This is a genomic window from Synechococcus elongatus PCC 11801 (assembly GCF_003846445.2).
GTDB lineage: Bacteria > Cyanobacteriota > Cyanobacteriia > Synechococcales > Synechococcaceae > Synechococcus > Synechococcus elongatus_A.
In genome coordinates this window covers 1,829,968-1,850,469 of the sequence record NZ_CP030139.2, presented here as the reverse complement: position 1 = coordinate 1,850,469, position 20,502 = coordinate 1,829,968, and the positions used below count along the sequence as shown (strand labels likewise).

Genomic DNA, 20,502 nt, shown 5'->3' with positions numbered 1-20,502 from the left:
TATTGTCTAAGAGGTTCTAGGTATAGTTTTTGATAGGTCAGTTATGGAAAAACAGTCGTGATTTGCAGTTAAACTATGACGATCTTATCTTTTACTATTAGTAGCTATGCTTCAAGATGAATTCGTTAGTGTCAAACTGCCACCAGTTACCGAGAGACTATACCTAGAGAGTGCGATTTAGTTGGTGCGATCACAGGTAGAGCCAAGAATCATTACAGTAATAAAGGAACTGATAATTCAGTTTAATAGAGGAATTTTAAAGTCTTATCTAAATATTTAAATCGCGATCGAGAAGCAATGCTTTTTCAATTTTTTCTTTGATCTTATTTTCATACATACTTGAGTACGGATAGATCGCTAGACAGACAACCGCGCAAGCAGCTCCTAAAACGGCTGAAAAACTCCAAATATCAGAGTTTGAAGATAGAGTATCAGATTGCAAAATAAAGAAAGGTAGTACAGCGCAGATACAGATAGTTATCCAGATTAAGACATTAGCAAGTAGCCTTAAAAGCCAGAATAAAGAAGCGAAAACAACTAGAACAAGGAGCGCAGCTCCAATGCCTAATAAATAATTACTAGATTGCCACAAATCAACTTCAGACATCCTGATTCCTAAGCCTTCTAGGGAGAACCACTAAAGAACAAAGCAGAAACATTAAAGCATGTACTGCATTTTTTGTAGATTAAAGTTTAAATAACTATTAATTTAGATTTTTTAGATCTTCTTTAGAAATCAGAAGTTTTTATGAAGTTAGCACTGAGGATCTAAGTCTGATCTAAAAGACGGCGATCGCAGTATAAATCTCTTGTGGCTCAGCAGCTTCCAGACAATAGAGTGGGAGCAGATGGAGAACAATCTCCAGAAGGGCAGTTGCACGTAGCAACATTTGTAGTAACATTCAGTTGGAGCCATCCACCAAGAGTCTACTTAGAGGATTTCTTATGAAGCTAAGCGTTAAAAAACGAGGAAATTCACTCAGTGTGATCATTCCTAAAGAAATGGCAATAAGCATGAATGTTGAAGATGGAGATATTCTGTTCGCAACAAAAACACCTTCAGGCTATGAGATTTCAGCCTGCGATCCTAATTTTGTAAAAAAAATTGAGGCGGCGCGACGAGGTATGAAAAAGTATCGAAATGCTCTCATTGAGCTAGCCAAGTGATAGAGCCTTATTGGCTAGATACTCATGACATTTGTGCAATTCATGGTGAAATTATTGCAGAATCTGGAGGCGCATCAGGATTACTCAGTGAGGACGCTCTTGAGTCAACCTTGAGCAAGCCCATTAATCTCTATCTATATGGCAATGATATCACTCTATATCAGTTAGCGGCAGCCTATGGTTACGGACTCACCAAAAATCATTGCTTTGTAGATGGAAATAAACGCATTGCCTTAATTGCTGTTTACACTTTCTTATTCATTAACGGAATTGAGCTTACCGCCTCAGAGGTTGATGCAGTAAATATGTTCTTAGATTTGGCAGCCAGTCTCGAAACCCAAGAACAATGCATGGAGAGGCTGGAAAACTGGTTAATGAACAATAGCGAAATTATTAATAACAATGAATAATCGACTTAAATTTCATCTAAAAGATCAGCGATCGCAGCATAAATTTCTTGAATTTCAGCAGGTTCCAGACAATAGGGCGGGAGCAGATAGAGAACATTCCCGAGTGGACGCAGGAGCAACCCACGGGCGATCGCAGCTTGACGAACGCGCAAGCCAATTGGGTCAAGATAGCCGCCGCGATCGCTGACTAAGTCACAAGCTGCAACATCGCCAGTCAAGCGGGGCTTCGTCACCTTTGGATGCTGCGCTAACAACTCCAACCCAGGTCGATGCGCGGCTTCTAAGCCCTGCACGATCGCTTCTGATTTTCGCAACAGATCTAAGCTGGCGATCGCTGCAGCACAACCCAATGGATTCGCCGTATAACTGTGGCCGTGATAGAAAGTGTGGTCAGGATTGCCACTGCAAAAGGTGTCGTAAATCGCCTCAGTTGCCACCGTAATCGAGAGCGGCAAAAAGCCTCCCGTTAGTCCTTTCGACAGACAGATCAAATCCGGTTGAATGCCCGCTCGCTGACAAGCAAACCAAGCCCCTGTTCGGCCAAAACCCGTCATCACTTCATCGGCAATCAGCAGCGACCCTGCCACTTGCACCCTGGCCGCGAGTTGTTGCAAAAACTGCGGACGCGCCATCCGCATCCCACCCGCGCCTTGCACCAATGGCTCCAGGATCACCGCCGCCACATCGCCCGCCGCTAGCGCTTGCTCCACTGCCGCGATCGCCGCTGCCTCTTTCTCCGCAACGGTTTCATCACCCCACCACGTCTCGGGATAGGGCAAAAACTCGACACTGAACAGCAGCTTTTCGAATGGCGCATTGAACAGCGATCGCTCACCGACCGACATCGCCCCAAAGGTGTCGCCGTGATAAGCCCCGTCAAAGGCCAAAATGCGCGATCGCGGCTGATCTAAGTTGTGCCAATACTGCAGCGCCATCTTCAGCGCCACTTCCACCGCTGTCGAACCGTTGTCCGAGAAGAAAACCCGCGTCAGTCCTTCCGGCAGAATCTCGCAGAGTTCCATCGCCAGACGTTCAGCTGGCTCATGGCTAAAGCCCGCAAAAATCACATGCTCCAGCGTTGCCGCTTGCTGGGCGATCGCTTCCACAATCTGCGGATGGGCATGACCGTGCAGATTTACCCACCAACTGGAAATGCAGTCGATCAGCTCGCGGCCATCCGCCAGCGTCAAACGAGCCCCACGTCCCGACACCACCTTGAGCGGATCCGGCGCATCTTTCACCGACGTGAAGGGGAACCAAAGGTGCGGATGGCTAGGCATGGAAAAGCTGGTTGAAGGTGTCTTTGAGAATTTGCGGATTCAGCGCTGGTAAGGGTTCCAGCTCCGCCAAAATCGGCACTTGGCCATAGTGGGCGATCGCAGCGCAATTCTCGGGGTTGCGCGGGCCGTTGACGACCACGCCCAGAATCGGCACCTCGGCTGCCCGCAGCGCCGCAATCGAGAGCAACGTGTGATTAATCGTCCCCAGCTTGCTACGCGCCACCAACACGACCGGCAACTGAAACTGGCGAATCAAATCGAGAATCAAATCCCGCTCGTTTAAGGGCACCAGCAAACCGCCCGCCCCTTCCACAAGCAACGGACCCGAGACTTCCGGCAGTTGAAAATCTTGGAGGTTGATCTGCACCTGCTCCAGCCGCGAGGCCAAATGAGGCGACAGTGGCGCTTCGAGTCGGTAGCGATCGGGAATAACGCGATCGGGCGTCAACCCCGCCCAAGCCGCTACGCGATCGCAATCGCCGCCCAAGCCTTCCAATCCACACTGCACTGGCTTCCAGTAGCTCGCGCCCAAACCCGCTGCCAATAAGGCCGAAACCACCGTTTTGCCGACATCCGTATCGGTGCCAGTCACAAAGAAGCGATCGGGAAACGCGAACTGAGGCATGCAGCTTAGGTCAGCAGAGAACAACGGGAATCAGGGCAGCCCAACGGCGCGATCGCCGCAGGCACCGGCGTTTTTTGCCAAAGTCCCCACCAAAATTCTTGCTCAATCGGTTGCGCTTGCTGATCCCAAGCCCGACAGAGGCGGCGCAATTGAGCAGGATTGAGCGTTGGTGCCGCCGTTGCTGTTGCTCCCAGTTCTTTGAGTTGTCGGAAAAAACTACGGGCGTTGGGCAAGGGCAACGTCAGGCGATCGCAAGTCCCTTGCAGCAATTGTCCCGATCGCGACAGGACGACTTGCAGCTCTGCGGCTTCTGGCAGTGGATGGCCTGTAAAGGGAATCTGCAACTGCTCGCACAGCTGTCGCCAAATCTGAAAACTCCCTGCTGTCGGCACCGCAATGAACAACCAACCACCGGAAAGGAGAGCCGCTTGCCAACGCTGCAAACTGGCGATCGGATCCGGCAGCCATTGCAGGGCGAAGCTACTGGCGATCGCGGCATAGGTTGGTTCTGGACGAACGGTCGCCCCATCCAAAACTTGGAATTGTAGTTGGGGCGATCGCGGCAAATTCTGCTCACAAGCCGCCAACATCGCTGGCGAAATATCGGAGCAAATTAAGGGGCGATCGGGCCACGTCTGTTGCAGTTTCCGACTGAGTAATCCTGTACCGCAGCCAATTTCGAGGATCGGGCCTGCCGGCAGTTCAATCCCGCGAAAAGCTGCACTCAGGTAATCAACCGCGACTTTCTGCGCGATCGCCACCGACTCATAGGTCGCCGCTGCTGCGCCAAACTGCTGACCAATTTCTGCGGGTGTGAGCGCACTCATTCCACCACCACCGCTTGGATCCATTGCTGACAATCTGCGATCGCTGTGACCGGCAGGGCATGACCTTGGCGCGGCCAGAATTTCCAAGCCGTGGGCTGCAACTGAGCCACCAAAGCCTGTGCTCGTTCAATCGGCACAATGCGATCGCTCTCGCCATGCAGCAGCAACCGCTGCGGAATCTGCAGCAACGGTTTCACTGTCAGTTGACTGCGATCGAGCTGCTCCAAATCTGCCAACAAGCGATCGCGATCGGGGGCGATCGCTGGTAACTCAGGCGCGGTTTGCGGTCGGTAGCACTGACGATAAAAACCCTGCAATCCAGCGAGTGGATCGGCTGCGATCGCGGCTCGTAATTGCCCTAACGCATGCTGAGACTGACTTCGCGCTGGTTCTTGCTCCGGATGATAGGCCGTAAAGCCACCCCAGCAGATCAGACAGTCTGCCCGCGCTACAAGCTCTGGTGGGAGCCAATGCAGCCCCCAGGAATGGGTCAGCAACCAAAGGCGATCGCCCAACTGCGGCCACTCCCACTGCGGCGATCCCCAATAGCCGCGATCGCCCGCCCAAAAGTCTGCCCCCTGTGCAGTGAACCAGTTCTGCCAAGGCTGCCAGCTCGCCGCTGACCAGCCCCAGCCATGAAAAGCCAGCACCGACCAACGACTCATACCCAGCCCTCACTCAGTGCCGTCACAAGCTGCTGCAGATGCTCGGGTTGATGATCGCTGCGTAGCACCAGCCGTAAACGCGCTGTCCCAACGGGCACCGTTGGGGGGCGAATCGCCATCGCCAAAATGCCCGCCGCCTCCAGTCGCTGCGCTAGGGTCAAGGCTTGCTCAGACTCACCCACTAGTAGCGGCACAATCTGCGTCTCTGACGGCCCACAATCCCAGCCGCGATCGCGACAAGCCTGTCGTAATTCTGCTGCGATCGCCTGCAAATGTTGCCGTTCCGGTTCCAACTCCGGTAATAACTGCACGGCAGCCAAAGCTGCAGCTACAACTGGCGGGGCGATCGCCGTCGTATAAATCAGCCCCGGACAAGTGTTGATCCAGTAATCACAGAGCGATCGCGAGGCCACCACAAACGCCCCTGCCGATCCACAGGCTTTGCCAAAGGTGCCAACTGCCACATCCACTCGCGGGTGCCGCAGTGCCAAGCCACTGCCTTCTGGCCCCAGTACCCCTAGCGCGTGCGCATCATCCAAGTAGAGAATCGCGCCATAGCGATCGGCCAGATCAGCCAAGCGATCGACCGCCGTGCGATCGCCATCCATGCTGAACACCGTTTCGCTGACGATGCCGCGCCGGACGCCTGCCGGAGCCTGCTGGAGCAGCTGCTCCAAATGGTCGTAATCGTTGTGGCGATAGCGCCGCCACTGGGCTTTGCTGGCTTGGATGCCAAACAACAGACTGTTGTGGGCCAAGCGATCGACCAAGACAAGGGATTGGCGATCGAACAAAGTCGGCAGCAAGGTTGCATTCGCCTGATAGCCGGAACTGAATAGCAGCGCCGCTTCCCGCCGACTAAATTCCGCCAACGTTGCTTCCAGTTGCTGATGCAGCGGAAAACTACCGCAGACTAAGCGCGAAGCCATCGCTCCCGTGCCGTAGCGCCGCGTCGCTTCCGTCGCCGCCGCAATCAAGCGCGGATCCTGAGCCAAGCCCAAATAGTCATTGCTGCTGAAATCCAGCAAGGGGCGATCGCCCTGCCGCAAATACGGCCCTGCCTCCGGCGCAAACTCCCGCAGCGATCGCCGATTCGACGGCCCGCGCTTCTGGAAGGCCGCCTCCACAAACGCCCATTTCGCCACTCCGCGATCGCCCACAGCATCCCAACCGCCTCAGCTCTCCGATCCTAAAGCCGCGATCGCTTTTCCCTGCGACTGCGTCCGAGGCGACAGACAGCCTGCCGTCCCAGCCGTCTATCGTGAAAGGCAGATTCTGAGCAGCTCCATGACGATCGCAACGACTTGTCAGCTCGGTCCCGACGGACCCACGGTTTCCGCCCTCGGCATCGGCACTTGGGCCTGGGGCGACAGTCTCTACTGGACCTACGGCAAGGACTACGACGAAGCACAGTTGCAGGAAACTTTTGCAGCGGCGATCGCTACTGGAGTCAGCTTCTTCGACACCGCCGAAGTCTACGGCCTCGGTGAATCGGAGCGGATTCTGGGGCGCTGTCTGCAGCAAACGGCTCAACCCGCCCAAATTGCCACCAAGTACTTCCCGATTCCTTGGCGATTCGGGAGCCGATCGGTGCAAAAGGCACTGGATCAAAGCCTCGAACGGCTGCAGCGCCAGAGTGTCGAACTCTATCAAGTCCACTGGCCACCCGCTTTTCTGCTGGGACAGACCACGATCCTCAAAACCCTTGCAACGGCGGTCAAACGCGGTCAAATTCAGGCGATCGGCGTCAGCAACTACAACGCTCAACAACTGCGGCAGGCTCATGCCCTTCTGGCTGAGCAGGGTGTTCCCCTCGCTGTTAATCAGGTGCAGTACTCGCTGCTAGAACGCCGGATTGAAACGAATGGTAGCCTTGCTGCCGCTCGTGAACTCGGTGTGACGATCTTGGCCTACTGTCCGCTGGCACAGGGCTTGCTAACCGGCAAATATCGCTCGGAAGCAGACTTGCGCCCCACAGGTGCCCGCAAGATCAATCCACAATTCCGATCGCAATCGCTGGAAAAACTACAGCCATTACTCGATCAATTGGCTGCTCTAGCCGATCGCTACGATCGCACGATTCCGCAAGTCGCCTTGAACTGGCTGATTGCCCAAGGCAACGTCATCCCGATTCCCGGTGCGAAATCGCCTGCGCAAGCTAAAGACAATGCGGGTGCTCTTGGCTGGCAACTCAGCCCCGAAGATGTGGCGAGCCTGTCCCAGCTCAGTTCTGCTGCGCGATCGCCGCTGGCGGTAGCTGCTCGCTAAACAACAACGGCATCACTGGATTGGATAATTGCTCAGCGGCAGCAGGCGTCAAGCCGGCCTTCGCTTGGCGTTGGCCAAGCAAATAGGTCTGCAAAAACGAGAGGCTTACTTGCTTCAGAGCACGGCGCCCCAACTCGGGCGAGGGTCCAAGCAAAGCAGGTGGCAAACGTGTTGCCGGTCCTTGACTCTCGCCCAACACGGAGAAGTGAGTGGCATTGAGGGCGATCACCAGATGCTTGTTGGGGCTACCCAAGTGCTGGAAGGGCTGAATCGCCTCGGCCAAGGTCGGCACAATCAAATCGGCGCTACCGCTCCAGAGCAAGGTTGGCACCTGCACTTGGTTGAGCGCCTTGGGTTCAAACACTTGGCTGGCAAAAGGACTGATCGGCAGAATCGCCACGACGCGAGGGTCACGCAGATCATAGCGATCGCGGGGTAAGCGCCCCAGACTGCACTGCAACGACGCTGATGGCACCAGCATCAGGCGATCGACGGCGCTGCAAGCCGCACGAATTTTCTCAGGTTCAATCACTGCTCCCGCCAGCATCAACGCTGTCACGCCGCCGTAGGAATGACCGATTACCGCCACCCGACGGATATTGACCCGATTGCGCCATTGCGGCTCTAGCACCAAACGATCGAGAACAAAACGGATGTCTTGAGGGCGATCGATCGCCTCTTGCGGCCCAGGGGGATTGGCAAAGCCGGCTGCAGCCGAAGCAAATTGGCGAGAGGAACTGTTGAGATGTTCGGGCAGCACGACGACAAATCCGTGGCTGGCCAAAAACTGCGCGAGGTAGGCGAAGTTGCCGCGATCCTCGCCCAGCCCATGGGAGATGACCACCAACGGTAAGGACAGTCCTTGACGATCGGGCCAGTAAATCGTGGTGGGGACTCGGCGATCGCGATCGCGGTCCACCCAGTCCCAGCTTTGCTGGCGCACCGTGTAAGAGCCGCGTTGCGCAGGCTGGTAGTCCCCAGTGGTGACGGTAGCTTGCTGCTGCATCTGCGCCGCGATCGCCTTCAGCATTGCTCCCGTCTCTGCTTCGAGTGCCCGAATTTGCCGAAACAACCTCAGTCCTGTATCTAAGTCAATCTGGATTAATGGCCCCGGAAAGGATTGGATCAGTCCAATTAGGGTCAACCCTTGAGGCTGTTCACTAGCGGTCAGGAGTGCTTGCTTGAGTGCTGCCGCACCCGATTCGCCCGGCTCTGGCCGAATGAGGCTGCCGACTTGCTGCAGAAAAATTTCGAGGGTGTCAGTGTTAGTCAACACCGGCCGCAACACCTCTGGTGCTAGCGGTAGTCTGGCCCTGAGCGCATTGCGGGCTTCCTTCAAGGTGGTTTCGGGAACCAACACATTTAAAAAGCCAAAGCCGCGATCGAAGCGACCCGTTTTCTGGAAAGTTTCGAGGACAGAAACCGGCAAATCAAGGTTCGTGTCTGCCCAAGTCACCCGCAGGATTTCTGCTGGACGACTGGGCAAGGCGATCGCACCCCAGAGCCCCAATGCGAGTCCACCACTCCAGAGCGATCGCCTGAAACGAAAGCGAATTCTTGCTAAGGAATGTAAGCGGCAAAGAGGCTGGTGCAGTGGCTTCACAGGAATCAACCTTCAAACCAGCGGCAGAGATCAGCTTCCATTTTGTCGCTTCTGGAAGGAGCATCTGTGGCTGCTTCTACAATCGATCGGGCACCACCAAACGCTGGGATGATCACTTCGCACACTGCTGACCGGAACTGGCCGCTCTGGCCGCTGCTGCCGCTCTATCCCTATGGGCAGCGCCAGACGCTCTGTCGGGAAATTCTGCCAAGTCAGCTGTGGGTATTTGAGCAATTGCAAGGGGTGCTCTACGTCGCAGTGCCGATTCGGATGACGGTGGTGCGACTCCATCGCGGGGGTCTGCTGGTCTATGCCCCGATCGCCCCCACAACTGAATGTTGTCGGCAACTGCAAGCCTTAGAAAATCGCTACGGCGCAGTGCAGCATATTGTCCTGCCGACGAGCTCCGGACTCGAACATAAGGTCTTTGTGGGGCCGTTTGCCCGTGCCTTCCCCAGCGCCACAATTTGGGTTGCACCGGATCAATGGAGCTTTCCGCTGAGACTACCGCTGCACTGGCTAGGGGTTCCCCGCGATCGCACTCGTTTCCTCACCGATTCTCAAGGAGTGCTAGCGGAGGAGTTTGAGTGGGCGCGACTTGGCCCAATCAATCTCGGTCCTGGCCCCTTTGAAGAAATCGCGCTCTTTCACCGCCCCAGTCGCAGCTTGCTGCTCACTGACACGCTAATCGCGATTCAGCCTGAGCCGCCCGCGATCGCCCAGCTGGATCCCTGGCCCCTGCTCTTCCACAGCCGCAATCGCGTCGATCAAGCTTGGGAAGATACGCCAGAACGCCGCCGTCAGGGTTGGCAACGCACAGTATTGTTCAGTCTCTACTTCCGCCCGAGTGCCCTCGAAGTCACCTCGCTTTGGCAGAGTGTCAAAGAGGCAGGACAAGCGCCCGAGCGATCGCGCCGTGCTTACTGGGGACTGTATCCTTTCCGCTGGAACGCCGATTGGCAGCAGTCATTCCAAAAGCTACCTGCTGCCGGAACGCCCTTTGTTGCGCCAATTCTGCAGGAGCTGATTCTCAAGCAATCGCCAGATGTGACTTGGGATTGGGTTAATCGCATTTGCCAATGGCCGTTTGAGCGAATCGTGCCCTGCCACTTTGAAGCCCCGATCGCGGCGGGCCCTGAAGCCGTCCGCCAAGCCTTTGCCTTCCTCCGCGATCGCACTCAGCCCTTCCCTGAAGCCGATCTGGAATTGCTGCACAATCTCGATCGCCAGCTTCAGCAACGAGGAATCACGCCACCCCGCCCACAAGAAAGTGGGATTAAGACGGGTAGCCAGCGCTAGTCCTCTTCGCAGAAGGGACTTCTACCGTCAGAATAAGGCGCAGCTACTTGGCTTGCTCCATGTCGATTAAGTCGCTGATCTCGTTTGGTTTGTTGATCTTTGTGCCGATCTCGATCGCGGCGGAATGGCTGCACTGGGGTGAAGGCGCGATTTTTGTAACCTCGGCGCTGGCGATCGTGCCCTTGGCAATTTGGCTGAGCACTGCCACGGAAGAAATTGCAGTCGTTGTGGGGCCTTCGATCGGCGCACTATTGAATGCTGTTTTTGGCAATGCAACGGAGCTGATCATTGCGGTGGTCGCGCTACGGGCAGGTTTAGTCGATATCGTCAAAGCCAGTATTACCGGCACGATTATCAGCAACCTCCTGCTGGCGATGGGCTTGTCGATGCTGGTGGGCGGCATTGGTCGTCAAGAACAAACCTTCAAGCCGGTGGTGGCACGGGTTAATGGCTCTGCGATGACCTTGGCGGTTCTCGCCATTCTCTTGCCGACGCTGGCGATCGCGACCGGCGGTGATACACCGCCCTCTGAACTGGGATTCTCGCAGTTTGTCGCTTGGATTCTGCTGGCGGTCTATGGTCTGACACTCCTGTTCTCCCTCAAAACCCACCGCAGTCTCTACGATGTGGGCGTGACTGAACATGAGCACAGCGGCGATCGCCCCAACCTGGTGCTTTGGGTGGGTGTCCTAGCGGCTGCAACCCTTGCTGTGGCTTACGAATCAGAAATTTTTGTCGGCGTGGTTGAGTCCGTCACTGAAAAAGTCGGTCTGTCGCCCCTGTTTACCGGCGTGATTTTGCTGCCCCTGCTGGGTGGCGCAGCGGAATATGTCACCGCTGTCAGCGTGGCGCGCAAGGACAACATGGATCTGTCGGTTTCGGTGGCTCTCGGTTCAACCCTGCTGGTTGCTCTCTTCGTTGCGCCACTGTTGGTGCTGCTGGGCCCCCTATTTGGTCATCCGCTGGATCTCAGCTTCAACCTGTTTGAGCTAGTTGCCGTCGTGGTCGCTGTCGCGGTCAGTAACTTGATTAGCATTGACGGGCGATCGGACTGGTTGGAAGGTTGTCTGTTATTGGCGGCCTATCTGATTCTGGGCGCGGCCTTCTACTTCCAATCTGCTGCTTGAGCTTGCCATGACGCTACTTCCCGAGGATGCACCGCGATCGCGGCTCAAGCTCTACTGGCCGTTTGCACGACTGCCCGAACTGCTCCCGATTTGGCCGCTTTTGCTGGGTTCCGGCGCAATTCTGCTGAGCCTGCTGACGGGCTGGCGCTGGCTGCTGGCGATCGCTTCGATCACTACGGCAGCGATCGCTGGATTGCATCTGCTGCCGCCCCTGATCCAGCGTTGGAAACACCGGTTCGATCGCCCCGAAACGCGCCAAACGATCGCACTGATTGGGCTGCTCTTGGCGGTAATTGGTCTGAGTGTGGTGCTGGGGCTGTGGCAACCGTTGATCAGCGTCTACACCAGCGGTAACTGGGATGCGATCGGGGCGATCGGGGAAGGCATCATCGGCGCATTTGGCCAAATTCTGCTGGCCTTAGTGGCACTGATCATTGCTTGGCGACAGTATTCGATCGATAAACGCCTGACCACGCAACAAAACCAGATCACGCAAGCGCAAACCATCGACAGCTTTATTCAGGGCATTTCAGACCTGATTAGTGACGAGGAAGGGTTGCTGGAAGACTGGCCCCTAGAGCGGATGCTGGCAGAAGGGCGAACGGCGGCGGTCCTCAGCAGTGTTGATGGCCAAGGCAAAGCTAAAATCCTGCGCTTCCTCTCCCATGCTCGTCTGCTGACACCCCTGAAGCGAGACCATCGGCTTGGTCGCGCCATCCTCGATGGCAGTGGCGGCTATGCCGAAGATCGCATTGAGGGCATTCCAGTCATTCAGTTATTGGCGATGTTGGCAGGGAGCAACCTACAAGCCACGGATCTGCGCAGCATCGACTTTAACCGTGCTGACCTGCAGAGCGCTGATCTGCAAGAAGCCGATCTCAGTCAGGCTAATTTGGCAGGCTGCAACCTCACCGGCAGCCGCTTGAGCGAGGCCAACTTGGCGCAAACACGCTGGTTCTACGGTCATTGGGAGACGGCAACGCCAGCTCAGCCCAATCTGACACCGGATTACGAAACTGGAATAGGGACTGGCGCGATCGTCGAAGACGTGGACTTTTCAGAGGTGCAAGCACTTTCGCCTGAAGCCCGCTATTACTGCTGCTCGTGGTGTGGTTCGCGATCGCGATCGACGATTCCCGGCGGCTGCAAAGGGATTCCCAACCGTCTCGATCGCTGACGCTCATGTCCCGTCTCCTGATTCTTGGCGGAACGACTGAGGCGACTCGGTTGGCGGCGGCGCTCCAAGATTGGCCGCAGCTTGAGGTGCAAACTTCTCTAGCAGGTCGCACCCAGCAACCTGTTTTACCAGCTGGATCGGTACGAATTGGGGGGTTTGGGGGCGTTGCCGGACTGGTCGATTATCTGCAGGCTGAAAGCATTGATCTGCTGATCGATGCCACTCATCCCTTTGCGGCTCAGATCTCTCAGAATGCTGCTGAGGCTGCGCAACAAGTCGGAATTCCCAGTTTGATTTTGCAGCGACCGGCTTGGGTTCCTCAAGCTGGCGATCGCTGGATTTCTGTGCCGGACTTAGCAATGGCTGCTGAGCAGTTAGCTAATTTAGGCGATCGCATTTTTCTGACAATTGGCCGACAGGAACTGGCTGCTTTCGCCGACCTGCGCGATCGCTGGTTCCTGATGCGCATGATCGATCCACCTGCCGAGGCTGCTCCGTTACCACCTGGCGAAATCCTGTTAGAAAGAGGACCCTTCTCCCTCGAGCACGAGCGATCGCTGCTAATGCAGTATCAAATCAACGCGATCGTCAGTAAGAACAGTGGGGGTAGTGCAACGACATCCAAACTACAGGCAGCACGGGAATTGAGCCTGCCCGTTGTCATGGTTGAGCGTCCAGTTCTACCTAATATTCAACAAGCCACGACTTTAGATGCTGCTTTTCAATGGCTCAAAATACATTGTTAAGGTGCATACATTTGAATTAAAAAACCATTGGTCTCTGGCAATATTTCTGCAACAGTTGAATCACAAACTGTGGCTGATCATCGTAGCTATACGCTTCATATTCAACCTGTCGATCGCTCGGAGACTGTTGATAAAGCGGGCTTTGATCCACCCATTGCTTCGCCCTCGCATCAATGGCTAAGCCCAGTGGTCGAGAGTTCATTCCATCAATCATATTTGGGCGGCAGCTTTGAGCAACATGAATACTCTCATGGCTCAAGGTTTTGAGAAGAGATTGGGGACTCTGCAACATCCTAGGATTAACTCGGATCAGGCGTTGGTTCGGTGACCAAATGCCACCGTAGCGATCATGAACTTCGGGTTCTAGTTCCACATCCACTTTCAATCGCTGTAGCTCATTGAGCAGTCCACCCATCAATTGCTGTTGCTCAACAGTCAGCTGCCCTGGAGCCAAACGCATCTGCCAATCATCTAAGGTTTTTAGACGTTCACCGGGTGGATCAAAATCAGAAATTCCTAAGACTTGATGCCATTCATGCACCTTCCATTGATCGTGGAATTGAACAATCAAGACAGCAATTACTGAAGCAATACCCAAGCCATGCTGCCAAGATAAAAAGCGAGCAGATGGCCTGCGACGACGAGGCGGTGGATTCCGTCTTACAGGTCTAGCCCGTTTCACAGCCCAGCAAAATCAGGGTTCCAATTTACGCTAACAAGTTTTCAGATGCTCTCTGCAGTCGAATTGTGTGTATCCTCAGGACTCAGGACAGGTCTCATTGAGGATTTGCACCACCTGCTCAGGCTGCTGGGCATAGGTGTGGGCTTCATATTCCACACGGCGATCGCCCGGATAGTTTTGATAAAGCGAGCTTTGATCCACCCGCTGCCGTGCTGCAGGCGTTGTCGGCAAACCAAGGGGAACTGGACTATAGCCCCACAAAAAGTTAGACCGACAGCTCTGGGCTACATGAACACTTTCATGGCTGAGGCTGTGCAGCAAAGCCGTCGGCGATCGCAGCAAGCGCGGATTGAGCCGAATTTGACGCTGGCTAGGCAACCACAGCCCCGCATAGCGATCGTGGGGTTCGGCTTCTAGCTCCACAGCAATGCCCAGCCGCTGCAAGCGGATCAGCAAGGGCTGAAACTGTTGTTGCTGATTAGGGGTAAATCGTCGGGGTTCAAGGCGGCGCTGCCAATCTGCCAGTGTCACTAGGCGATCGCTGGGCAAGGCAGAGGCTGTGATCCCGAGCGTGTCTGCCCAGCGCTGCTGCTGCCATTGCTGCCGACCCTGCACTCCGAGCACGATGAGCAGGGCCGACAATCCTAGGCCATAGCGCCAACGACGGTTGAACCGCACCTAGCGCAGGTAGGCCGCGATCGCTTCACAGGCCAAATCAGTCAGCGAGACACCGCGTTTGTCAGCTTCAGCTTTCAAGCGGCCATGGACATCAGCCCGCAATCCGACGCGATAGCGTGGTTTGGCTGCATCGTGCTGATAGCTCTCACTGAACTGATGCAGTGCTTCGAAACCAACGCGATCGCAGAAATTGCCAAAGCTTTCGCCCGCTTGACGACTTTGTTTGAAGAAGACAAAGAGTGGCCGCAGTTGCGTTTCCACATCCCCATCCGCCAAGCGATCGATGAAGGGTCGAGCCAAGCGGGTTTGATCGGGCGATCCACCCAGCCACAGCTGATAGGTGTTGGGTGCACTGCCCACAAATGCCAGTTCTGCCATATAGGGACGAGCACAACCATTCGGGCAGCCGGTCATCCGCACCACGAAATGCTCATCGGGTAGACCCTGCTCTTCGAGTAAGCGACGGATTCGCACCAGCAGCCCTGGCAAGGCTCGCTCCGATTCCGTGATCGCCAGCCCGCAGGTCGGCAGGGCAGGGCAGGCCATCGCGTAGCGCTGCAGGGAATCGATCGCTTCAACCGTATGTACCCCGCGATCGCGGAGGAGTTTATCAATCGCGGCGCGATCGCTGGGCTGAACGTCGTAAATCAGGACATCCTGACTGCCAGTCAACAGCAGCGGCAACTGCCAACGACTGACAATCTCCCGCAACGCCGATCGCAGTTGCCAATTGCCGTCATCCTTAATCCGTCCACTGGTAATTGGTAAACCCAAGAACCACTTGCCATCGCCCTGCTCATGCCAGCCGAGATAGTCGCGATAGCGGAAGGGCGGTAGCTCGCGCACGGGGGCGATCGCTTTGCCAAACACGTCTTCGACAGCCGCTTTGAATTTGGCGATACCCCAATCGTGGATTAGGTACTTCATCCGGGCATGGCGACGGTTGCTGCGATCGCCGTAGTCCCGCTGGGTCGCCACGATCGCTTGCACAGCAGCATAGATATCCGCAGCGGGCACAAAGCCGAGGGGATCCGCTAAGCGCGCGAAGGTTTCCTCTTTGTTGTGCGTGCGGCCCATGCCGCCACCGACGTAGACGTTGAAACCCTCCAGTTCCCCGCGATCGTTGCCGATCACGACCAAACCAATGTCTTGGGTGAACAGGTCAATCGAGTTATCGCCGGGCACTGTGACCGCAATCTTGAATTTGCGCGGCAGGTAGCGATCGCTGTAGAGCGGCTCTACTGAATCGGCCACACGACCTTTGGGATTGCGCCGTGCTGCCAGCACAGCCGGATCGGGCTCACCGCTGAGGATTTTTTCGCCATCCAGCCACAGCTCATAGTAGGCACCCGACTCCGGCGTCAGCAAGTCAGCAATATTGTTGGCGTGGGTGCGCGCCCATTCATATTCCGGGCGATCGCGAAAAGGAGCAGGCGGTGCCATGACGTTGCGGTTGACATCGCCGCAAGCAGAGATCGTCGAGCCCAGGTTTTCGACAATCCGGCGGATCACCGTTTTTAGATCACGCTTGAGAATGCCGTGCAACTGAAAGGCTTGGCGCGTCGTTGCCCGCAGGGTGCCGTTGCCGTAGTCTTCAGCTAGCTGATCGAGGGTGAGATAGAGCTGTGGCGGAATGTAGCCCCCCGGACTGCGCAATCGCAGCATGAACTGGAAGTCTTTTTCCTGACCCTTAACGCGGTTATCGCGATTATCTTGCTGATAGGAACCGTGGAATTTAAGGATCTGGATCCCGTCTTCATTGAAGTGAGTCGACTCTTCTTGAAGCTGACTGAGAATCGGCTCTAGCAAGTAGTGACTGCGTGCTTTGAGATCTTCAACTTTGGAAAGCTTTTGAGGTGCAGCAGTCGGCGACATTGTTCTCTGTCCAGAAAAGAAAAGCACTGCCCCAGAAATGGCTTGGCAGTGAGACGAATCCAAGACCGGTAAGTCTCTGTGGATTTCGGTGTTTATTGTAACACTTTTCGCTGGATCCACACCCAGCGATCGCCCAAAAGTCTTTAGGAAATAGAGTCGGAGGTGGGGGAAAGGGCGCGCGGTAGACTGATGAGGTTGTCTGTTCGCGCTATTGCTGCTTTATGCCGGCCTTTCTACTGGAAGTCGGAACCGAAGAACTCCCTGCTTCTTTTGTAGCCGCTGCGATCGCGCAATGGCAGAACTGGCTGCCGACTCGCTTGGCAGAAGCCCAGCTGACGGCCACCCAAATTTCAGTCTACGGAACCCCGCGCCGTCTAGCGGTGCTGATCGAGGGGTTGCCCGATCGCCAGCCCGATCGCGAAGAAGAAGTGAAAGGGCCACCAGCCAGCGCTGCCTTTAAAGATGGCGAACCGACACCAGCCGCGATCGGGTTTGCTCGCAAGCAAGGGGTCGATGTCAGCGACTTCACCGTGCGGGAAACGGACAAAGGCGCCTTTGTCTTTGTGCAAAAGCGAGAGCAGGGTCAACCTCTAGCAGACGTACTCCAAGCACTTGTCCCCAGTTGGATCCAAGACCTCGAAGGTAAGCGCTTCATGCGCTGGGGTGATGGCGAGCTGCGCTTTTCGCGTCCGATTCGCTGGCTGGTTGCTCTGATTGACGATCAAGTTCTGCCCTTGGAACTGACCAGCGGCGGCAGTACCGTGCAGAGCGATCGCCTCTCGCGCGGTCACCGAGTCCTCCATCCCGAAGCTGTGACGATCGCCCGGGCTAGTGACTATGTCGCCGCCTTGGAAGCAGCCAGTGTCCTTGTCGATCCAGCTCAGCGGCAGGCCAAGATTGAAGACCAAACGGCAGCGATCGCGGCCAAGGTTGGGGGACAAGCCGAACTGCCCGAAGAATTACTAGCAGAAGTAGTGCATCTGACCGAATGGCCAACCGCCGTCTTGGGTCAGTTTGAAGAGCGCTTTCTCAACCTGCCAGCGGAAGTTTCGACGATGGTGATGACCAGTCACCAGCGCTATTTCCCGATTTACCAAGCCACGGCTCAGCGCGATCCCGCCGCCATCGATGCGCGATCGGAACTGCTGCCCTGTTTCGTCACCATTTCTAATGGCGATCCTGCGGCTAGCGAGACGATCGCCGCTGGCAATGCCCGCGTGATTCGGGCACGATTGGCTGATGGTGAGTATTTCTATCGCACCGACAGCAAGCAGCCGCTGGAGAGTTTCCTCAGTCAGCTCGAAGCCGTCACCTTCCAAGAGCAATTGGGTTCGGTGCGCGGCAAAGTCGATCGGATTGGCGCGATCGCTCACCGACTCTGCGATCAACTGGGAATTCACTCCAGCGATCGCCTACTGGTTTCGCGGGCTGCTCAGCTCTGCAAAGCTGACCTCGTCAGCCAAATGGTCTACGAATTTCCGGAACTGCAGGGCGTGATGGGCGAAAAATACGCCCGCGTCAGTCAGGAACCGGATGCCGTCGCCACGGCAATTCGCGAGCACTATCTACCTAAAGGGGCTGGCGATCAGCTGCCGCAAACCCTAACGGGGCGCATGGTTGCCTTGGCCGATCGCCTCGACACCTTGGTCTGTATCTTCGGCTTGGGACTGTTGCCCAGCGGTTCTTCCGATCCCTTTGCCCTGCGCCGTGCTGCGAATGGCGTCCTCAATATCCTTTGGGATGGACAACTCCGTCTTGATTTGACGGCTCTCATTCAGGGCATCGCCGCTGATTTCCACCATGCTTTCCCGAAACTGGCGGGTAGCGCCGAAACCCTCATTCAGCAGTTGACTGACTTCTTCGGTCAGCGGCTGCGCACCTTGCTCCAAGACGAGCAGGGTATTGATTACGACCTTGTGAATGCGGTGCTGGGTGACAACGATGCCAGCTATCTGCAACGGGCGATCGCGGATCCCTTGGATGTGCTAAATCGGGCAAAACTGCTGCAAACCCTGCGGCAAGACGGTCGTTTGGCCACGCTGTATGAGACAGTCAATCGCGCCACTCGCCTAGCCAGCAAAGGCGATCTCGACACCGCGACTCTCGACCCGACTGGCCTCGTCGAAGCAGCGCTATTCAAACAACCCAGCGAAGCTGCGTTCCTGTCTGCTCTGACGATTTTGCAGCCTTTGGCAACCGCTGCCCAAGCCAGCCAAGCCTATGAACCTTTAGTGGATGGCTTACTGACTGCCGCACCTGCAGTCCAATCTTTCTTTGATGGCGAAACTAGTGTGCTGGTGATGGATCCCGATTCCGCTATTCAGCGCAACCGCCTCAACCTCTTGGGTCTGCTGCGCAATCAAGCCCGCGTCCTGGCTGATTTTGGAGCGATCGTCAAAGGTGAATAGCTGCGATCGCCAATGACACCGGATTGGGTGACTGAGCTTCAACAAGCGCAGGTTGTTGCTGTCTTGCGATCGCCGAATCTAGGGAAGGGGCTAGCGATGGCAGAGGCCGCGATCGCCCGAGGTTTGCGTTGGCTAGAAGTCACTTGGACCAGCGATCGCCCCGCGGAATTGCTATCTCAGTTGCGGGAAAAATATCCCGATTGTTGCTGGGGTGCCGGAAGCCTTCTGAGTCTGACTGATTTAGAGGAAGCGATCGCGGCTGGAGCGATGTTTGGCGTCAGCCCGATCTTGTCACTGCCGCTCTTGGAACGTGCCCAAGCGAAGGACTTACCGTTTCTACCCGGCGCACTCACCCCGACCGAAATTATGACGGCTCAGGCAGCCGGTGCCGCCGTTGTGAAGCTCTTCCCGGCTAGCAGTACTGGCGGCCCTGCCTACGTGCGATCGCTGCAACAACCTTTGGGTCATCCCAAGTTATTTGCCTGCGGCGGTATTCACCCCGATGCCGTTCAGAGTTATCTCGATGCTGGCGCGATCGCAGTCGGTCTCGGCTCCCAACTCTTCGCAGCGACCTGATTGATATCGGTTCTTCAAGTCAGATTGAATGTTTTTCCTGTGCGAGCTTTTTGAGGATGATTTCGACTTCCTTTGGATCACGGATATTGAAGAACCCTAATTCCCGCCGTTGGCGATCGCCGTCACTATCTCGGGTAGTTTCCGCTGCAATAATCACATCCCCAATACCGTTGTTGCCTTCCTTGCGGTAGAGATTGTTGAACTGCTGGGGATAGTAGCTACGAATTACGGTCTTGCCAGCGCCTTCAAAGGTAATCGCTCGCTGATTAGTAATGATGTAGACCGTTTGAAAAGCCTGTCGCCAACTCCAAAAAGGACTGAGCAGCATGCCAATGCCGATGAGAACAAAGGGCAGGCCAAACATTGCAAACAGGTACTGCGGCTGAAAGCCCCGGCTAAGATCCGGCACTTGGAAACCGAGCGCTGCCCACATCCAAAACACCGAGAAGGCAGTCCACGGCACTGCAAATAGTGCGATCGCGAGGGTACCGCCAGTCAAGATCATCAAACTGGGTTCTGGTTGCCCAATCCAGAGAATTTCCTCGCGCAGATCCAGCTCGCGATCGATTTTGCGACGTAGCTGAGGAGAAATCTTAAGGCCGGACGACATGGAGTCCCCATGGATCGAGGGCTGACGGGCAATTTGAGCAGACCGCTCGGCGCTATTGTAGCCAGCCCTTCTCATCTTGCTGATAGCGACGACTCACCTAGCCCTCGCCACCCTCTCCTCCTTCTCCCCCCTCATTGGATGGTTGATTATCAGGGCGAGACTCATCATCACCGTTGTCTCCACCCTCGTCATCATTAGGAGCTGAAGGGGTTGCTGGGTTCGCAGGCGTGGTTGGTGCTACTTCGGGTGCAGTTGGGGGCGTTGGCTCAGAAGCTTGCTGACCACAGGCAACTGTGGCTGTCGCTAGCCCAAGGGTCAGGAACAGCTCAACAGGTTTCAAGCGCACTTGGGGCCTCTTTATTAAGAGAATTTTTCATTAAAGATTATCTCATCCTTCCGATCAAACTCTTCGGATGATCCGCTAACTCAGGATCACGCAGGACTGGCGATCGCTTGTAACTAGGGCTGCTGTCAAGGCA

General features: G+C 55.7%; 21 protein-coding genes. 9 read left to right on the top strand and 12 right to left on the bottom strand.

All coding sequences use genetic code 11. The features are described from left to right. Positions 1 to 268 precede the first annotated feature (268 nt). A complete protein-coding gene (locus DOP62_RS09090; protein WP_208675442.1) occupies positions 269 to 607 on the bottom strand; it encodes a hypothetical protein in 339 nt (112 codons plus the stop codon). Positions 608 to 945: 338 nt separating this feature from the next. On the opposite strand from DOP62_RS09090, the gene DOP62_RS09085 reads away from it, so the two are divergent. Together DOP62_RS09085 and DOP62_RS09080 are read left to right on the top strand one after the other, a co-directional pair. Beyond that, on the top strand, positions 946 to 1,167 hold the full coding sequence (locus DOP62_RS09085) for an AbrB/MazE/SpoVT family DNA-binding domain-containing protein (RefSeq protein WP_208675444.1): 222 nt from the start codon (positions 946 to 948) through the stop codon (positions 1,165 to 1,167). Further along, positions 1,164 to 1,577, top strand: a complete 414-nt coding sequence (locus DOP62_RS09080; protein ID WP_208675446.1) for a type II toxin-antitoxin system death-on-curing family toxin — start codon at positions 1,164 to 1,166, stop codon at positions 1,575 to 1,577. The genes DOP62_RS09085 and DOP62_RS09080 overlap by 4 nt, the downstream gene beginning before the upstream one ends. Before the next feature lie 5 nt (positions 1,578 to 1,582). On the opposite strand, the gene bioA is transcribed toward DOP62_RS09080, so the two are convergent. The 5 genes from bioA to DOP62_RS09055 are packed head-to-tail and all read right to left on the bottom strand — an operon-like array spanning position 1,583 to position 6,134. After that, positions 1,583 to 2,857, bottom strand: a complete 1,275-nt coding sequence (bioA, locus tag DOP62_RS09075; protein ID WP_208675447.1) for an adenosylmethionine--8-amino-7-oxononanoate transaminase — start codon at positions 2,855 to 2,857, stop codon at positions 1,583 to 1,585. After that, positions 2,850 to 3,482, bottom strand: coding sequence for a dethiobiotin synthase (gene bioD, locus DOP62_RS09070; RefSeq protein ID WP_208675449.1), 633 nt, complete (start codon positions 3,480 to 3,482; stop codon positions 2,850 to 2,852). Before bioD ends, bioA begins: the two co-directional genes overlap by 8 nt. Before the next feature lie 5 nt (positions 3,483 to 3,487). Further along, positions 3,488 to 4,309 (bottom strand): methyltransferase domain-containing protein, encoded by an 822-nt coding sequence (locus DOP62_RS09065; RefSeq protein WP_208675451.1) that lies wholly within the window; start codon positions 4,307 to 4,309, stop codon positions 3,488 to 3,490. Then, positions 4,306 to 4,974 (bottom strand): alpha/beta hydrolase family protein, encoded by a 669-nt coding sequence (locus DOP62_RS09060; protein WP_370538776.1) that lies wholly within the window; start codon positions 4,972 to 4,974, stop codon positions 4,306 to 4,308. Before DOP62_RS09060 ends, DOP62_RS09065 begins: the two co-directional genes overlap by 4 nt. Next, positions 4,971 to 6,134 (bottom strand): aminotransferase class I/II-fold pyridoxal phosphate-dependent enzyme, encoded by a 1,164-nt coding sequence (locus tag DOP62_RS09055; protein WP_208675453.1) that lies wholly within the window; start codon positions 6,132 to 6,134, stop codon positions 4,971 to 4,973. Before DOP62_RS09055 ends, DOP62_RS09060 begins: the two co-directional genes overlap by 4 nt. A 127-nt stretch (positions 6,135 to 6,261) precedes the next feature. Between DOP62_RS09055 and DOP62_RS09050 the strand changes: the two genes are divergently transcribed. Beyond that, positions 6,262 to 7,242 carry an aldo/keto reductase gene (locus DOP62_RS09050; RefSeq protein WP_208675455.1) on the top strand — a complete coding sequence of 327 codons (981 nt, stop codon included), beginning with the start codon at positions 6,262 to 6,264 and terminating at the stop codon, positions 7,240 to 7,242. On the opposite strand, the gene DOP62_RS09045 is transcribed toward DOP62_RS09050, so the two are convergent. After that, on the bottom strand, positions 7,199 to 8,845 hold the full coding sequence (locus tag DOP62_RS09045; protein ID WP_370538775.1) for an alpha/beta hydrolase: 1,647 nt from the start codon (positions 8,843 to 8,845) through the stop codon (positions 7,199 to 7,201). The genes DOP62_RS09050 and DOP62_RS09045 overlap by 44 nt on opposite strands. A gap of 108 nt (positions 8,846 to 8,953) precedes the next feature. On the opposite strand from DOP62_RS09045, the gene DOP62_RS09040 reads away from it, so the two are divergent. From DOP62_RS09040 to DOP62_RS09025, 4 genes are read left to right on the top strand one after another with little or no spacing between them, the layout of a single operon-like run. Further along, on the top strand, positions 8,954 to 10,144 hold the full coding sequence (locus tag DOP62_RS09040; protein ID WP_208676848.1) for a DUF4336 domain-containing protein: 1,191 nt from the start codon (positions 8,954 to 8,956) through the stop codon (positions 10,142 to 10,144). Between the two features lie 59 nt (positions 10,145 to 10,203). Then, entirely contained in the window at positions 10,204 to 11,271 is a 1,068-nt protein-coding gene (gene cax / locus DOP62_RS09035; protein WP_208675457.1) for a calcium/proton exchanger, read from the top strand. Between the two features lie 7 nt (positions 11,272 to 11,278). After that, entirely contained in the window at positions 11,279 to 12,448 is a 1,170-nt protein-coding gene (locus DOP62_RS09030) for a pentapeptide repeat-containing protein (protein ID WP_208675459.1), read from the top strand. Positions 12,449 to 12,453: 5 nt separating this feature from the next. Beyond that, entirely contained in the window at positions 12,454 to 13,194 is a 741-nt protein-coding gene (locus DOP62_RS09025; protein ID WP_208675461.1) for a cobalt-precorrin-6A reductase, read from the top strand. 16 nt (positions 13,195 to 13,210) lie between these two features. Here the strand turns inward: DOP62_RS09025 and DOP62_RS09020 are convergent, their stop codons facing one another. The 3 genes from DOP62_RS09020 to sir form a co-directional block, all read right to left on the bottom strand. Then, entirely contained in the window at positions 13,211 to 13,792 is a 582-nt protein-coding gene (locus DOP62_RS09020; protein WP_208675464.1) for a hypothetical protein, read from the bottom strand. 159 nt (positions 13,793 to 13,951) lie between these two features. Continuing rightward, a complete protein-coding gene (locus DOP62_RS09015) occupies positions 13,952 to 14,554 on the bottom strand; it encodes a hypothetical protein (protein ID WP_208675466.1) in 603 nt (200 codons plus the stop codon). Then, positions 14,555 to 16,429, bottom strand: coding sequence for a sulfite reductase, ferredoxin dependent (gene sir, locus DOP62_RS09010; RefSeq protein ID WP_208675468.1), 1,875 nt, complete (start codon positions 16,427 to 16,429; stop codon positions 14,555 to 14,557). A gap of 221 nt (positions 16,430 to 16,650) precedes the next feature. Here sir and glyS point away from each other — a divergent pair, with 221 nt between their 5' ends. After that, positions 16,651 to 18,837: a glycine--tRNA ligase subunit beta gene (glyS, locus tag DOP62_RS09005; RefSeq protein ID WP_208675470.1), complete on the top strand. Its 2,187-nt coding sequence runs from the start codon at positions 16,651 to 16,653 to the stop codon at positions 18,835 to 18,837. A gap of 12 nt (positions 18,838 to 18,849) precedes the next feature. Then, positions 18,850 to 19,413, top strand: a complete 564-nt coding sequence (locus DOP62_RS09000) for a bifunctional 4-hydroxy-2-oxoglutarate aldolase/2-dehydro-3-deoxy-phosphogluconate aldolase (RefSeq protein WP_208675471.1) — start codon at positions 18,850 to 18,852, stop codon at positions 19,411 to 19,413. 19 nt (positions 19,414 to 19,432) lie between these two features. On the opposite strand, the gene DOP62_RS08995 is transcribed toward DOP62_RS09000, so the two are convergent. Both DOP62_RS08995 and DOP62_RS08990 read right to left on the bottom strand, forming a co-directional pair. Continuing rightward, positions 19,433 to 20,023 carry a hypothetical protein gene (locus DOP62_RS08995; RefSeq protein WP_208675472.1) on the bottom strand — a complete coding sequence of 197 codons (591 nt, stop codon included), beginning with the start codon at positions 20,021 to 20,023 and terminating at the stop codon, positions 19,433 to 19,435. Between the two features lie 97 nt (positions 20,024 to 20,120). Then, the gene (locus DOP62_RS08990; RefSeq protein WP_208675473.1) at positions 20,121 to 20,369 is read right to left on the bottom strand and encodes a hypothetical protein; all 249 of its coding nucleotides are present in this window, start codon (positions 20,367 to 20,369) and stop codon (positions 20,121 to 20,123) included. Positions 20,370 to 20,502: the final 133 nt, after the last annotated feature.

Excerpts from the sequence above, each read along its gene's own strand:
- cax (WP_208675457.1), top strand. The coding sequence starts at position 10,204 with ATGTCGATTAAGTCGCTGATCTCGTTTGGTTTGTTGATCTTTGTGCCG.
- DOP62_RS09000 (WP_208675471.1), top strand. The coding sequence starts at position 18,850 with ATGACACCGGATTGGGTGACTGAGCTTCAACAAGCGCAGGTTGTTGCT.
- DOP62_RS09030 (WP_208675459.1), top strand. The coding sequence starts at position 11,279 with ATGACGCTACTTCCCGAGGATGCACCGCGATCGCGGCTCAAGCTCTAC.
- DOP62_RS09025 (WP_208675461.1), top strand. The coding sequence starts at position 12,454 with ATGTCCCGTCTCCTGATTCTTGGCGGAACGACTGAGGCGACTCGGTTG.
- DOP62_RS09090 (WP_208675442.1), bottom strand. The coding sequence starts at position 607 with ATGTCTGAAGTTGATTTGTGGCAATCTAGTAATTATTTATTAGGCATT.
- DOP62_RS08995 (WP_208675472.1), bottom strand. The coding sequence starts at position 20,023 with ATGTCGTCCGGCCTTAAGATTTCTCCTCAGCTACGTCGCAAAATCGAT.
- sir (WP_208675468.1), bottom strand. The coding sequence starts at position 16,429 with ATGTCGCCGACTGCTGCACCTCAAAAGCTTTCCAAAGTTGAAGATCTC.
- DOP62_RS09065 (WP_208675451.1), bottom strand. The coding sequence starts at position 4,309 with ATGAGTGCGCTCACACCCGCAGAAATTGGTCAGCAGTTTGGCGCAGCA.
- DOP62_RS09085 (WP_208675444.1), top strand. The coding sequence starts at position 946 with ATGAAGCTAAGCGTTAAAAAACGAGGAAATTCACTCAGTGTGATCATT.
- DOP62_RS09040 (WP_208676848.1), top strand. The coding sequence starts at position 8,954 with ATGATCACTTCGCACACTGCTGACCGGAACTGGCCGCTCTGGCCGCTG.
- bioA (WP_208675447.1), bottom strand. The coding sequence starts at position 2,857 with ATGCCTAGCCATCCGCACCTTTGGTTCCCCTTCACGTCGGTGAAAGAT.
- DOP62_RS09050 (WP_208675455.1), top strand. The coding sequence starts at position 6,262 with ATGACGATCGCAACGACTTGTCAGCTCGGTCCCGACGGACCCACGGTT.
- DOP62_RS09060 (WP_370538776.1), bottom strand. The coding sequence starts at position 4,974 with ATGAGTCGTTGGTCGGTGCTGGCTTTTCATGGCTGGGGCTGGTCAGCG.
- glyS (WP_208675470.1), top strand. The coding sequence starts at position 16,651 with ATGCCGGCCTTTCTACTGGAAGTCGGAACCGAAGAACTCCCTGCTTCT.
- bioD (WP_208675449.1), bottom strand. The coding sequence starts at position 3,482 with ATGCCTCAGTTCGCGTTTCCCGATCGCTTCTTTGTGACTGGCACCGAT.